Here is a 15,617-nt window from a genome sequence, read left to right as displayed (position 1 = left end):
TTTTAGAACCTATAATTTCGGAAAAAAATATTTCTCACAATATTTCTGAAAAAAAGGTGAAAGTCATAATAGGACCTAATTAAATGTATTTTTTTTAAAAGATATAAAACACCAGCAAAGGTGTTTTTCTGATCTGTAATAATTTTCGAATTCAAAGTGGCGTGCTTGAATTTCGCACTTGACAACTCTTTTGATGATAAAAAAGGGAATAAAGTTTCTTCCATTTTCATTCGTAACATATAACCACTGAAGCTTTTATCCGAATTTGTTATACGATGTCCCGAATGTTCATAATGTACTGCCAAAGGTTCATTCAAAACTCCAACTTTAGCTTGATGCTTTAATAACTTTAGCATAAAAATATGATCTTGGAATCTTGGGGTATCATCAAACATCCCTACATCTAATACACAATCCCTTCGAGCTATTATCATTGGAGTTAATGCCACGCCTCTTATAATAAAATCGCCTATTCCAGCACATTGCGCAGAATGTATTTTCTCGAGCCGCTTACCATTTTCATCTTCAACAAACATATCAGATAACGTTACATCATATCCACCATCAACTAAAAACTTTAATTGTCGGCTGATTTTATCCTCCAAAAAATAATCATCATCATCAAGGAATGCAATAAAGTCACCTTCTGATTTTGAAATACCCGCATTTCTTGATAGAGAGCCGCCAATATTACTTTCATTTTTATAATATTTGACTGCTGGATGATATGAAAAACTGTCAACTATTTTTTTTGTTTCGAGAGAAATCTCTTCATCTGAATTATCATCTATGATAATTACTTCAATATTCTCATGCTTCTGTGAAATAACGCTCTCAATGGCTCGCCCTATTAAGGAAGCTCTCCCATAAGTGGGTATAATAACGCTAACTTTTAAACTCATGTAGCCCTCTATAGTTCTGAAGATATAAGATCATTTCTTTAGTAAATAGAGACAATCGCATAAACGCCCTAAATTACTTTCAAAGATTTTGTCATCACTTAGGAAACCATGTTGCTGTGAGGCGCTAATCATTATTTTAACGCTTTCATCTATAAACTTTTGATTTAATGATTTATCAAGTTTCTCGACTAAAGAAGCCGCATTTATTGCAACTCGATTAGCTAGAAAACTGGCAGGTTTCCGATATAAAGGCCAAAGAGTGTGGGATTTTATTTTTCTTTGAATTTTAAATTGTTTGATGGAGGACTCTACATCACAATTATTATTGTAGTATTTTTCTCCATGTAAAAATAAACCTTTGCTCCTTACCATTTCTTTTAAGGAGCTGCTCCCTAGTACTATGGGAGTATATCTTTGTTCAATAGTTGAGGTCCAGTCAAGCCATTTAAATGTATTAATTTGAGGAGAAGTTACCATCGGAACCCAAGGGACGCGAAAAGCATCAGCAATAATAGCTGCATGCATAGCATCAGCCAGTACTAATTTAGCATTTCTAATCTTATTTAAAACATATTTAGAATCGCTTTCGGGGTTTACAAATTCAACGCCAGCAAGTTTACAAACTTTTTCCCATTCCCCTGCATGAACAGCATAATGATGTGGGATAAAAATTATCCCTTTTCTTTCCTTCTCAGATGTGGGCGAAAACTCAGGGATTTTATTTAAAAAGGCTGCTCCATCAGTTATAAATTTTTCCGCAGGTAAATTAAGTATATTAGCTGACAATGGGCCACGTACACATAGTATATTCCAATTATCTTTCCCAAAATGAGAGGGAGGGAAGCCATATCCTACACCACTTGATAATACATACCACTTTCTTGCTTGCGGCATATAAGAATCAATAATAGTACCTATACCTGAAAGCCTTGTATTTTCATCGTTATCAAAAAAATCGGGCAGTAATCTATCCCACAACCAACTATTAATATCATCACCAAAATTACCATTTTTAGACTTATAATAAAATACTTTCAATTTATCACCTTAATTAATTAATAAGACCAAAGAATTTTTTCTTCTTTGAAGAAAACCATCTTATATTAAAAAAATTTCTGACAAAACGATCAGGTCTTCTGATCAAAACATTTAACGAAAAGAAATTACTCATGACCCCTGAAGTTCCGCTAGTTGAGCCAGGGATACCGATATTATATAGGGCTGCATAAAATGGAATACTTTTAAATTCTTTCTTTTTATCAACCATGTATTTCTTTAAAAATCGATGGCTGCCAAGAAGTTCTTTAATCAATGAAATTGACAATTCCTTTTGTCCATTATTAAATTCGTAAACCAATGAAACCTTCAGGATGTTTGAAGTCCCACATTTTGTATCGAATTTTTTTGTCTTAATTAAGACGTTACCACCAGAGTAAAAATAACCTTTATCAATATACCATCCATTTTGATCTTGGTGTTTGTTAACATATAAGGAGATATCTTTATGAATAAAGTCATCATAATCAACAACCATAAAAAAATCGTCATGGTTACATTTTTTAAAAGCTGTATATAAACGCTGTCCTTTATCTTCTCTTATAGCGTCATAATAAAAATGCAATCCAGCGGACTTTTGGACATTCATTTTATTTAGATCTACAAATAAGATAGTGAACTTATTTTCATCAGGTAATGCAGGTAGATCGCAGCCAGTATTACATACTATATAGCAATGCCAATTATTATCACTTTGGTTATTAATAGATATTAAAGTTGATTGAATATTTTTTTTTATATTATCCCAATTCTTAATATCGATATGATTTTTTACAGGTATCAAAAAGTTTAACATTCCCGCTCCACTATACTATTATTTCTTAAGACCAGAAAGCATAATAATGATCTCGCGCCTTGCAAGTATGAGAATAGACAATATATAGAAAACAGCACATATAAAAATTTCAAGCACCACAAACAAATACGGATTGATGGATCCTAATAAAAATTTCAGAAGATAAAAGACGCATACAAGAACAGCACCACTTAAAAATGGTTTGAATAGATTTCTAAGATAAGAGAAAACTGAAATTGATAGCAGTTTTGTTATATAAAAGATAGTGAAGGGCCAAACTAAAAATGTTTTTATTGTTATCATCGCCATTACAACTGTTGGTCCTTGTGAAGAAAATAAGATAGCTATAAGTATGGTAAGGATCTGCTGTGCGCATTGATATTTTAGAATCCACATTGATTTACCGACACCTTTAATTAAAGATGTTTGCAGAGAACCAATGCATGTTATGAATCCTAATAAACAACTTATTTGTAGTACAGGCACTGCTCCATTCCATTGTGAACCAAAAAATAATGGAATTAATGAAGGAGATAGTAGAATTAAACCAGTGTAAGCAGGAATACCGACAAGTGCTGAAAGGAAGGTTGCTTTAAGAAATGATTCTTTAAGCTTATTTTTATCATCTTGTAATGAAGCATATAATGGATAAGTAACAGAAGAGATACCACCCGATAATATATCAGTAAATATACCGAATACTCTTTTACTAAAAGAATATAATCCTAAAGTTACTCCAGAACCAAAAAAACCAATAAATATGTTATCAAAGCTAACACTTGATATTAACTTTGCGGCAGTTGTCGTAACCCCAATATGTCTTAAATCTTTGTAGCTTTCCCTATCAAATTTTATAATTAGTGGATACGGTGATGAGTTCCAAGCAATGATAAAACCTAAAATAGAAGAAGTTAAATAATTTACAATTAAAGCAGATATAGAACCAAAATAGTAAAAAACAGGAAGTGCAACTAATGCAGAAATAATTGATGAGTATAATGTACGTATACCAATCGCCTTAAATTCCATTTGCCTGGCTAACAGAGCAACCGGGAGAAGAGAGAATGTATCTAATAAGCATTTCAAACCTAAGATTATATATATATAGTTTAACCGTTTTGGGAAAACCCCAAAATATGTTAACATAAAAATGACCACAGCACTTATCGTAAACAAAATACTTGATGATATTGTGTTTAGAAAAAAAACAGTATTTATATGTTTTTGTTTAAGTTCTTTAATTTGTATTATTGCATCACAAAAGCCATTATAACTTAAGTATATTATAAAGGTTATTATCGAAACTGATAATGTAATTAATCCAAGATCTTCAGCTGTAATAGCTCTAGACGTCACGAAGAAAATTATCAGTCCGCTCAGTGCCGGAAATAACTTGCTAATAATAAACCAGATGAACCCTGTAAAAACCTTTCTACTACTAACTTCTTGATTCGCCATTTTAATTCTACTATATATATAAAGTTAATTAGACGGATAACCATAACCACTTACATCGCCATCAGCATCAATATTTTTTAAATATATTTTAAGATCATCATTAGAATAATATAAAGAATATATTACTGGTGTATAAAGACCTCTCCACATCTCACCAAATACTAATGCTCGCCTTTGTGCATAAACATATTGTAGCGCAAAGTTTAAAATTATAAAAAAGATGATTATTAACTTAACACCTTTTTTATATGAAATAAAAAACCTTGCCATTATATAAACAAAAATGAAATACAGTAATACACCATTCATATAACGACTGAAAGCCGAAAAAGAAACCGTCATTAAAAAACATGTTATTAACATTAAGTTAATGAATTTCTCCAACCTTAACTCGCCATTAGAGATATAGGTATTATTGGAAAAATAATAAGTAATATAGAGGACAAAGAAAAATGTAAATCTGAATATACTCATTATCATTGCATTTCCGGTAGTATCGGCATTAGCAAATTTACCATCTATATAACCGGCTTGCGCGTAATCATTTATATTCCCTAATTGTATAGAATTAAATAATGAAAAAAACACAAAAGTGCCTGCTAGATAAGCCAGTAAACAATAAACAGGCGTGATTTTTTTATTTACACTATAAAACATACTTGCAATCAAAGCTGCAACTGGTATTAGCATCGAGAAATGCGTACAAACAGATAGTAGCAAAAATAAGTAACTTAAGATTACTCGCTCTTTATAAATAATTTTAATCGCTGCATATGTAAAAAGACTTACAGCGAAGCCGAAACGTAACCCAAGAGCAATACCTACAAAATTAATCATTAAAAAAGAAAGGAAAAAAACAAAAGCCTTTTGCTTATTTTTATATGGTTTATCTTTTATGGCTGTATTTACAGCTGACAGACCTAAATAAACCGAAAAAGCAGCCTCTAATGCAGGAGCCCAAAAAAATGGAATGTTATTTTTTTTGAAAAACAACAAAACAACATACATTAAAATATCAACATGACCTGTAATAGCATCAATATAGGTTGTATTCTCCGAGTAAGGCAAATAATTAAGAGTATAACGTCGATAAAGATCTTGAAGCGGGGGAATAAAATACGTAACTGCAAATGCAAATAGACTTAATGAGACGAATAAATTTTTTTCATGACCACGTTTATAGGTTAATAATGATAAAACGGCACCAATTAAGGGTGAAAAAAAGGTAACTATAAGAGATAAAAGACTCTCCCTTCTCAATTGCATTAGCCATTCTCCATATTTTAGATAAAAGAAACTGTAACTTATTTATTTACTAATGAGCATTTTCCATTGCTTTTTAATTGTTTCTATTGAAAATTGATTGGAGGTATTTTTAATATTTGAACAAAACTTGAAATATATATCATCTTCTTCTGCTAATAAGCATAGTTTTTCCACAAAAACGTCAATATCACCATCTTCTATAAGGAACCCATCTTCACCATGATTTATTATCTCTCTTGGGCCTGTTGGACAATCGAATGCTACAACTGGTAATGACCACGATTTAGCTTCCAACAAAACCATAGGTAAGCCCTCATACCGTGAGGTCATTGCATAAATACCAGCATTATTATATAGTTCATCTACATTTTTTACTTTACCAAGGAAAAATATAGATCCCTCTAAGTTTTGTTTCTTTACCTGATCTATTAATTGATGCTCACAACTTCCTGTTCCGGCTATATTGAGTATCCAGTCCGGATGTTTTTTATTAAATAAAAACCAAATACTAATTAATCTATCAATTCCTTTTTGATATTCTAATCTTCCTATCGCCAGTACTATTTTAGGCTTTTCCGTTCTCATGATATTTTTCATATGAACTGGATTAGAAATCTTCAGGTTTTTAATAGCTAAAGAAGTTAATTTTTTTGAATCTCTTTCAGTCAGAACGATAACTTTTTTATAAAAACGTAAGGTGAATACTTTAAGTAATTTAACATACCATGGAAAAGAAGAATATGATACATGTTCACATGCAAATGTATTATTCAACCTTTTAAAACTAAAAAATGAAAGAAACGCATACAGTACAGAAAGTTTACCCATACTTATTACAAAAACATAGTCTGGATTTATATCCTGAACATGTTTTATAATACTGTAAGTTGAAGCACCAATACCTTCAAGGCTGATAATTTTTTTGACATGTTCAAATTTATAAAATGTATCTCCTTTTCCTTTCAAAGAGAGTATTATTACTTCATTATCTGGACCATAACAATCAGTCATGAAATTACACACATTTTCAGTTCCCGCGAAAGAAAATGCGTTCTCTATAATAATTAGTATTCTCTGCTTCATCTTTTTTTCCTTTTAAACAACACTCCATTTACCATATAGTAAAGAAAATAATAAAAAACCTTTAAGTAATTATCATTAAAAATATATTTCAAACAATTCACATGCCATATAATGGCCTTTTTCTTATTAGATGAAAGTGAATTTTCGACTGAAATATATGATACTAGATTTTTATTTATAACTTTTGCATCCCCATATAATTTAAAAAGTTCAAATAAAAAAACGAAATCTTCATGTCCTATTTTTTTAAATTGATTTTCACACCTGATGTACAATAATGAAGAAAAACAGACTCTAAACTTTTTTTTCAAAAAATCTCTTTCAGTTAGATACTTTTTCCCCCATGATACAGGGAAAGATCGTTGAGTAGATTGCTCAATGTAATCATAATCAGTAATTATAAATTTTTCACCTTTAGCTATTTCTTCGATTTGTAATAATAATTTATTCTCATTCCATAAATCATCACTATCAATAAAAGCTATAACAGGTTCAGTACTTAGAGTAATTCCTCGATTTCGACTACCAGCAGCCCCAATATTTTCTTCATTTTCTATAATTGTGATTTTATCATTAAGAATATAATCTTCAAGAACAATAGAAGTATTATCCACCGAGCAATCATTAATTATGTATAAATGCCAATTTGTATACGTTTGATTAATAACTGATAGGATTGATTTTTTTATTGTATCCTCGCAATTATATGCAGGCATGATAATTGCTATTTTGATCTTCTCATTATTCATATTAATATGTTGTCTCAGTGTTTTTCAAACTACGATATATTTTATTAATATTGCCACTTATCATGCCATTTTATTGTCGGTAGATTATTTTCAAATGTCAATGGCAACCAAACATATGTGCTATTATTTAAATTATCGGGGTCCCAACGATCTGCCATAAATATATATTTATTGCCCTCTTGTGAGTTAACTTTTAATATATATGTTCCCTGACTGAAAAAAGTTGTACTTATATTATTTTTAGAAGAGTCTTTTACTGGTGAACCGGATGATTTCCAATTTCCAAAAATGTTGTCTGAAAATGATAAGCGAGCCGAAGCCGGTCCAAAACCATTTACGCCAGAGGTAATGAGAAAATATCGATTATCATGTTTTACTAAGGTTGGTGCCTCATTCATCTCTCCTATCAGGATCCTGATATAACGGCCATTAAAAGTTGTATAATCATCATTGAGCTCTGCAATTTGTATCGACTTATTTCCATCAGAAGAATAGATTATATACGCTTTATCGTCATCATCGACAAATGCAGTCATATCTCTAAGCACATTACCTGTTGCAATCCTCGATTCAAATTTCGTATCAGCATCCATTATATTATTCTTCAAATTATTGGCAGCAACTGCGTACTGAGTACTCATTGGTAGAACACCAGCATTCGGCCATAACTGATTAACCAATTTAAAAGGGCCATTTATTGAGTTTGATATAGCAACACCCGCTTTAGCTGTTCTATATTTGCCATTTAACTCTAAATGAAACCACATGATAAATTTTTTAGATTTTCTATTATAAATTATCTTAGGTCGTTCAACAGAATACTTCCCGGGCAATCTTGAAAGATCCAAGATTACTCCCTCATTTTTCCAATTATATAAATCCTTAGAGGAATATTCATTAACCTTACCTGTATTCTTACGACCAGTATCTCGATTCTCTCCGATCCAGTAATATAGATCATTGACTTTTATAACTTGACCACCATGTGCATTAATTTTATTTCCATTATCATCCAACCACATTTCCCCAGGGTTGAATGATGTATTATTGGCATAACAACTAATTGACCAAAAAGTAAAAACCAATAAATATTTAAGTTTCATAATTTTCTCCACGCAAAATACATGGGTAATTAATTACTCATTAATTTACAAGGAGCCACATTAATAGGCACCATCGCGCTTCAAAACTACACCTACAGTTTTAAACAAAATCGCAATATCATTCCACATAGACCAATTTTTTACGTACCATGCATCTAAATAAACGCGTGTATCATAATCAACATCACTTCTACCGCTTACCTGCCATAAACCCGTCATTCCTGGTTTGCTTAAGAGGTAGTAGGCTACCTCATCGTTATAGCGCGCTAACTCGTCAGTTATGATTGGTCTAGGTCCTACTAAGCTCATTTCCCCTCTAAGAACATTAAATAATTGAGGTAGTTCATCTAAGCTTGTACGCCTAAGAAATCCTCCAATAGATGTGACACGAGGATCATTTTTTAATTTAAACGTAGTATCCCATTCAACCCTCGCCACTGGGTCATTTTCTAAAAGCTTAGATAGTACTTCTTGCGAATTTATTACCATAGATCGGAATTTGAGACATTTAAACTTATGCCCGTTTTTCCCAACCCTTTCATGACCATATATAGCTGGTCCACCGTCTTTTTTGACTTTTGTTGTAATATAAATTAATAATGGTGATAGAACTAGTATAATAGTCAAGGAACCTGCAATATCAAAGCATCGTTTCATAAAGCGTGATGACCATTTTGCTAGATTTTGCTGCACACGGAAAATCATGACCTCATGACTAAATATAAAAGATACATCCGTACTATCCAGCGGCATTCCCCTAAGCGTTGGGATGACCGACACGTATCTATATCCTTTGATCATTAAATCTCTAAGCCAAGTATTTCTTATATCACTTTGGTTAGATTCTACCGCCAAAATAAATTGTGTCCTTTTATCTTTAGAAGATAACCATTTTTCATCGCCATAAACTACCGGAAGCCCTTCGATAGTTTTATTTTCATCTGATTTTGTATCACAAATAAACCCTACGATAACCAAGCCTAAATTGTGCTCGCTTTTTATTGCTTTGTATGCCTCATACGCATTCTTGCCATTACCTACAATCCATGTATCCCGTTCCCAAAGCCCTAAAGCATCAAGAAGTCGTTTAACTATCATTCGCGAAACAGGCACAAGCAAAAATGTAATGAGCCATGATAATATCCATAAATATCTCGAGAACGCCCATGATGCGAATGCCAGAACAGCTATCTCAATTACGGCAAAGATAACCAAGGTACGTAAAATTTCCTTCAATTCATACCAAAATGTTTTCCTGTAAAAATAATGACGTAGTCTAATTGAAAACCAAGAAACACAGCAAAAAGCCAATAAACAGTGAAGTACAACCCATCCCCGGTATTGTTCGACAGGAGCTATTTTATCAAAATCATAGAATGCAAAGGATAAAATAAAAATAGCTATGAAAGGCGTTATCGCAAATGTAATGATATCGGATAAAGCCAGAGCTGAACTAACTATTATATTCCTACCGAAAGGTGACATATTTTCCCTCTCAACTGAACTTCTGTTATTTAATGTTTTAGTATGGTTTATACTGATTATTTTCTTGATTTTATAACTTGTACTCCTACATTTTTAATAAAATTGTAGTTTGCATCAAGAAAAGTGCGATGAATATCGTCTGCTATTAAAGTCGGCCGAGGAAACTCGGCCAAACCTTATTTATTTTTCATCTTTATAGGAATAACCATAATGGGCATAGCCATAACCATAGTAACTACTTGCTTTTTTTATAACTCCATTTAAGATACATCCTTTTATTGCAACGCCACTTTGCTCAAATCTTTTTATACTAACTTCTAACTCTTTAGTTGTATTTTGTTCAAACCTTGCAACAAGTAAAGTAGTTCCAACATAATTACCTATAATAGCTGCATCGGTAACAGCCAGAATAGGCGGTGTATCAATTATCACCATATCATATGCCTGACTGACCCATTTAATAAGTTCACCAAAACGTCGATGCATCAAAAGTTCAGCTGGATTTGGTGGTGCCATACCTCTCGAAATGAAATCAAAACCTTCAGAACCAAGATGCTTAATTGTGTCTTCTAATTTTATTTTACCCGAAAGATACTCAGACAATCCATTTTCATTTGACTCGTTAAATATTTTATGCGTATAGCCTTTTCTTAGATCGGCATCAATAAATAGTATTTTTTTACCCGTCTGTGCTATAACGCCCCCTAAGTTTGAACTTACAAAAGTTTTTCCTGCGTTTGGACTTGCACCAGAGATCATTAATATATTATTGCGAGCTTCCATCATTGCAAAATGTAGACTCGTTCGAAGTCCTCTTATTGCCTCTATAGCCAGATCTGTTGGATGACTAGTCGCCAGATAAGTATAATTAGCATCCTCTTCCTTTTTAAACCTGATTTTACTTGGTTGCTTAGCCCGATTTGATAATACCTCAGCTACAGGTATACTTGCATATACCGTTATCCCTAAATCCTCAAGCTGTTCGGGAGACTCTATTCCTTTACGCAAGAAAGTTCTTAAGAATACAACACCTAGCGATATTGCAAAGCCTGAAATTAGGCCAATCGCTATAATGATTAATTTTTTAGGTTTTACCGGTTTTGGCTGTGTTACAGCATTGTCAATTATTCTGACATTACCTATTGCACTCGACTTTGCGATATTCAACTCTTGCTGACGATTTAACAATTGCATATAAACAGCTCTGCCTGATTCTACATCACGACTCAACCTCAAAACCTCTTGCTGAGTTTCAGGCATTGTTGATACTCGTTTATTCAGCTTTGCTCTTTCATCTTGTAAAATTTTCCTCTTTTCCATCAAGGCTTTATAGGTAGGATGTTCTTGTGTATATAATTGCGATATTTCAGACTCTTTAAACGTCAACTCATTAAGTTGATTATCAACATTTACTATTTGATCTAAAACCGATTTAGCTTCCAGAGAAAGGTCTACTGAATCTTTCTGCCTTCTGTACGTATTTAATTTATCTTCAGATTCATTTAATTCCGTTCTGACTTTTGGCAATTGTTGATTTAAAAAATCCAAACTCTTTGCATCTTGAGCTGCTTGGCGTGCAATATTTTGTTCTAAGTAATTGTCACTTATACTATCAATGACTCTTTTAATTAAATCTGGATCACTGCCAAGAAGAGATATCGTTAACATCCCGGTATCTTTACCTTGATCTGCGATGAGTAATGAATCCCGTAAATAGTTTATTGCATTTATGCGAGATGTATAAGTTAACAGAAATTTTGTGCCGGGTTCAGCATTTATACTATCAACTTGAATCCTTATCCCGTTCTTATCAATGAGCTGACCAATTTCTCCATCAAAATCTATATTTTTACCAGTAATACTGTATCGATGATCATTTTTAACTGTCAAAGTAATAAAATTATCATCATACATATTCGGTGAAATAAAAAGTTTAGGTACCTGAATAGTATTTTTTGTTTTATTAAAAAGACGTGCTAATCCTTGACCAATAACGGGGAAAAATAATTCTTCGACCTTGACTTGTAAATTTAAATCATCTACGGTCTTACCCAATATCATTCGTGACTGCAGCAGTGTAATTTCAGGTGCTGATTGAGGCTGACTATCAGGAAAGACTTGGCTCAGACTGCTAAGTATCGCGTTACCTTGCTTTTGTTCAACCTGTATCAATGCATCCGCCTGATATATTGGGGTAGCAAGTAAGGCATATAGAAGCGCGATAAGCGTAAATAGTGAGGTTACTGCGATTATTAATTTTCTATGGTCGAATATTTCACCGATAACACGACCCAGATCTAGCTCATCTGAATCATTAATAGGTTTGTTACTTTTTAATGATGACATGCATTATCTTCCCTGCTTAAGGGTTACTAAGTTTAGAAGCCCAGCAATTACCAGCTTCTTCAATTAATTTGTAAACTGAGGCAAATGCCTCGTCGCTTTTACGATAAGGATCTGGTATTTCACGTTGATTCAACCAGTGTCCAAAAAGCATAGTTTTTCCACGAACTTCTGGAGCTATACGCCCAATTTGTTCAATATGAGATTTTTCCATCACCAATATCAAATCGTATTGCCGTCCGATGGAAGCAGTAAATTGCCTTCCTTTATGCCCTTCTAAAGAAATCCCATGTTTTACAGCTATTTTTATCGCACTTTCATCAGCGGCATGATCAATCAAAGCACCTGTCCCTGCAGAGTCTATCCTTTTATTAGGCAAGACTTTACGTAGAAAACGTTCGCCTATTGGTGAGCGACAGATATTTCCCGTGCACACAACTAGAATTGAATCAAACATTAGTTAGGCCATCTCTTAATGTAACGGACAGTTTCAGTCATATCATGTACCCCAGTAATAGTTGGCACAAGCTGTGAAATCACACGATTCCAACGAACCAATGGTGCTGTAGTGACATAGACAATATCATATGGTTGCAACTGGAATTCCGTGCCGAGTACCATTGCCGAAGCATCTTGCGCATTAAGTTGATAGATATTTGCAATCTTACCTTGCTTATCACCCCTTAGCTGGCGAATGACGAATACCCCCGTGGCATCACTCATCGCCTGAGACAAACCTTCTGCATTGCCCAGCGCTTCCGCCAGGGTCATGCCGCTGCGGTCCATCTTCATGGTGCTTTGTTTGCCTACTTCCCCCATAACAAACACTTTCAGATCGTCATTGCGTGGCACAAATAAAATATCCCCTGGGTACAGCAGATGGTTCTGGGTTAAGTCACCTTTCTGCATTAAGGCATACAGTGAGATTTTACTATCCTTGCCATTATGGGTAAGCACCACGTTTCGCCAGTCTGCGTCTGGTGCCAATCCACCTGCCGCATTGATTGCATCCATGACTGTTAAGGGGATATTGGTAATTGGCTGCTGACCAGATTTTGCAACTTCACCAGTCACATATACTTTTTGAGATCTGAAGGCCGCAACGCTTACATCAACCTGCGGGCTTTCAATGTAAGTGGTTAAACGACTGGCTATATCCTGGCGTACCTGGCTAAGCGTTTTTCCCGCCACCAGCACCTTCCCGATATAAGGGTAGAAAATAGTGCCGTCGGAATTAACCCAGTTACCGGTGTCGCTGGCGCTACGGTATTGGCCTGCAGGTGTGGTCAATTCCGGATGATCCCAAACGGTGACCATCAGTACATCACCCACACCGATACGATATTCATAACTGCGTAATAAATTATCAAGCTGCGGATTTGGACGAGCGAGAACAGTCTCCGGACGGAGTTGATCGATCAGTCCTGGCGTCATAGGATAAACATTCACCAGCTTATCCAAATCGTAGTCACTGTCTGGAAGTTCTACCACGTTTTTACGCAGACTATTCAATCCCTGACCAGGGATGATTGTACAACCCGATAAAAACCCAATTGCCAATGCTAACGCCGAAAATCTAACAATTTTTTTCTTCATAATGTCACATCATCAGTAAATCAAAATTTGCCAATTTCTGAGCAGCTGTCATAGCCGTTGCTTCCCTGCCGGCTTGTGGAGAGATATATGCTGACTGCGTCCTGCAGCGCTACCACCTTCTCTCCTCTATTTTCAGCATTCAGCCTTATAAACTAAATGGTATCTCTATTCCTGCGCTGGCCCCAACGTCGTCGCTATCGCTGTGGTTAGCGTTGGTGTACCACAAAGAGGTATTCAGACGTACAGATTGATAAACATCCCCGCTCCAGCCCAGCTGTATACCTTTTAGAGTATCCGCATGAGGGAATGCTTTGTTGATCGACTGGTTCTCAGGGTTAACTTTTGCGTAAACGAGGCGCGTACTCCAGCGCTGGTTATCTTCAGTAATCAGCTCAACCTTACCGGCAATGAGTTGACCATCCCCGCCCATCGCATCGCCCAGTGGATACCCTTGTTGGTAATAACCATCTTTATAGATGTGGTGGGTATAGCTGTAATTGGTCCGGCTCATATTGGTACGCGTATCATGTGCTTCCACATACCAGTTAACCGCATCCTTACCCCAGCCGTGGTGCCCTTCAATCCCGCCGAGGAACATATTTGCTGAAGGCAGGAAACCAGACTCATCCTCGCCGATCATCTGCCCGTAGAAGCTCACCGGCCAGCCCAGGGTCGGCTCCAATTTGAACTTAAAGTCAAAACCGGCCAGTTGGTTCCCTGGTTCATTGGGATCGTTTGCGGCGGTATTATCCTTGCCTGTTAAACCATCCCAGAAGTTACTGAGGGATTCAGGCCGCCCTTCCCCACCCCACTGCATAATGCGTGATGCGCCTAATTCTAAAGACTGGAATGGTGAAAAGGTAAAACGACCGCCGATAATTTTGGCATGAGGCACCGCGGTATATTGATTCATCTGGCTGGCGGAGATCTGGTACTGCCATGGGCCGACCCAGCGCAACCACCAGGTCTCTGGCGCTGCCTGCTCTGCGCGCTGCATCAGAAAACCGGTCATCGGCCGCATTGCATCCCCGCGGATCAGGCTGCCTTCATAGCCCGGTCCCCACCACTGCGGAACCTGGCCAAAGGAGAGCCACTGGTTCCAGAACTTCACCGCGCCGTATGCGCCGTTGGCGTTGAAGCGCGATCCGTTGCTGATCCGCTCTCCCCCTTCAACGTTGCCCTGGAGATGGATATCCCACCACTCGCCGCTGTTGTTGAATGCCAGGCCTAACGAGTTATCCGCTGGCTGTGTCTGACCAAACCCCTGCGGGGTGCCCGGCTGGTCGGTTGAGGTGTAACCGGTGACCCGAAAATCGGCTTTTAAAGCAGACAGTCTCTGGTTAATTCGAGCCAGCACCACTTGCTCAGAAGAATAGGAAGGTTTGGCCTTTTTCAGCGCCCGGGCGATCTCTTCCTGACTCAGCGGCCACGTCGACAGGCTCAGATGAATAACCCCGCGGTCGGAAAGCCAGGCAAGGTCATTTCTCAAATCGTTGTCATTTACCACTAACCCAGCCGCGTAAGCCTGGGCTCCCAGAGAGGAAAGCAACCCCAGCGTCACGGCAATGCGCGCAATTTTTATCATTGTACAAGATCCATTTTCAGCCCCGCTGTCGTATCTCAATGAGAATCAGGGGAATACCAAGATAGAAAGCGCTCGCGGCACCAGTCGACTTCACTGTGCAACACCGACGAGGCAAGTACATTTACCCTAAGCTGCTTATCACCCTTATAACATCTGCCCAGCTCACAATGTAGGCGAATTTTATCATCCAGGCTA

The 15,617-nt window shown here is 36.1% G+C and carries 13 protein-coding genes; all 13 read right to left on the bottom strand.

Annotation, left to right across the window (positions count from 1 at the left end; all coding sequences use genetic code 11):
* Window positions 1–2: 2 nt before the first annotated feature.
* Window positions 3–902: a glycosyltransferase family 2 protein gene (locus LGL98_RS08270; RefSeq protein WP_226651819.1), complete on the bottom strand. Its 900-nt coding sequence runs from the start codon at window positions 900–902 to the stop codon at window positions 3–5.
* Between the two features lie 30 nt (window positions 903–932).
* Window positions 933–1,940 carry a polysaccharide pyruvyl transferase family protein gene (locus LGL98_RS08265; RefSeq protein WP_226651817.1) on the bottom strand — a complete coding sequence of 336 codons (1,008 nt, stop codon included), beginning with the start codon at window positions 1,938–1,940 and terminating at the stop codon, window positions 933–935.
* Between the two features lie 13 nt (window positions 1,941–1,953).
* Window positions 1,954–2,754, bottom strand: a complete 801-nt coding sequence (locus tag LGL98_RS08260; protein WP_226651815.1) for a hypothetical protein — start codon at window positions 2,752–2,754, stop codon at window positions 1,954–1,956.
* 18 nt (window positions 2,755–2,772) lie between these two features.
* Window positions 2,773–4,212 (bottom strand): oligosaccharide flippase family protein, encoded by a 1,440-nt coding sequence (locus LGL98_RS08255; RefSeq protein ID WP_226651813.1) that lies wholly within the window; start codon window positions 4,210–4,212, stop codon window positions 2,773–2,775.
* Window positions 4,213–4,236: 24 nt separating this feature from the next.
* Complete coding sequence (locus LGL98_RS08250; RefSeq protein ID WP_226651811.1) at window positions 4,237–5,478, bottom strand: EpsG family protein; 1,242 nt, start codon at window positions 5,476–5,478, stop codon at window positions 4,237–4,239.
* Between the two features lie 42 nt (window positions 5,479–5,520).
* On the bottom strand, window positions 5,521–6,561 hold the full coding sequence (locus LGL98_RS08245) for a glycosyltransferase family 4 protein (RefSeq protein WP_226651809.1): 1,041 nt from the start codon (window positions 6,559–6,561) through the stop codon (window positions 5,521–5,523).
* On the bottom strand, window positions 6,558–7,277 hold the full coding sequence (locus LGL98_RS08240) for a glycosyltransferase family 2 protein (RefSeq protein WP_226651857.1): 720 nt from the start codon (window positions 7,275–7,277) through the stop codon (window positions 6,558–6,560). Before LGL98_RS08240 ends, LGL98_RS08245 begins: the two co-directional genes overlap by 4 nt.
* Window positions 7,278–7,354: 77 nt before the next feature.
* Window positions 7,355–8,413, bottom strand: a complete 1,059-nt coding sequence (locus tag LGL98_RS08235; protein WP_226651807.1) for a glycoside hydrolase family 43 protein — start codon at window positions 8,411–8,413, stop codon at window positions 7,355–7,357.
* A 60-nt stretch (window positions 8,414–8,473) separates the two neighbouring features.
* On the bottom strand, window positions 8,474–9,898 hold the full coding sequence (gene wbaP, locus LGL98_RS08230; protein ID WP_226651805.1) for an undecaprenyl-phosphate galactose phosphotransferase WbaP: 1,425 nt from the start codon (window positions 9,896–9,898) through the stop codon (window positions 8,474–8,476).
* A gap of 180 nt (window positions 9,899–10,078) precedes the next feature.
* The gene (locus LGL98_RS08225) at window positions 10,079–12,244 is read right to left on the bottom strand and encodes a polysaccharide biosynthesis tyrosine autokinase (protein WP_226651803.1); all 2,166 of its coding nucleotides are present in this window, start codon (window positions 12,242–12,244) and stop codon (window positions 10,079–10,081) included.
* 16 nt (window positions 12,245–12,260) lie between these two features.
* Entirely contained in the window at window positions 12,261–12,698 is a 438-nt protein-coding gene (locus LGL98_RS08220) for an arsenate reductase/protein-tyrosine-phosphatase family protein (RefSeq protein ID WP_049256763.1), read from the bottom strand.
* Window positions 12,698–13,837: a polysaccharide export protein gene (locus tag LGL98_RS08215; RefSeq protein ID WP_136034794.1), complete on the bottom strand. Its 1,140-nt coding sequence runs from the start codon at window positions 13,835–13,837 to the stop codon at window positions 12,698–12,700. Before LGL98_RS08215 ends, LGL98_RS08220 begins: the two co-directional genes overlap by 1 nt.
* A gap of 145 nt (window positions 13,838–13,982) precedes the next feature.
* The gene (locus LGL98_RS08210; protein ID WP_136034792.1) at window positions 13,983–15,422 is read right to left on the bottom strand and encodes a capsule assembly Wzi family protein; all 1,440 of its coding nucleotides are present in this window, start codon (window positions 15,420–15,422) and stop codon (window positions 13,983–13,985) included.
* Window positions 15,423–15,617: the final 195 nt, after the last annotated feature.

This window comes from Klebsiella africana (assembly GCF_020526085.1).
In the GTDB taxonomy this organism is placed as follows: Bacteria; Pseudomonadota; Gammaproteobacteria; order Enterobacterales; family Enterobacteriaceae; genus Klebsiella; species Klebsiella africana.
Note: the sequence above shows the minus strand (reverse complement) of the source record. Positions and strands in the feature narration are given on the sequence as shown.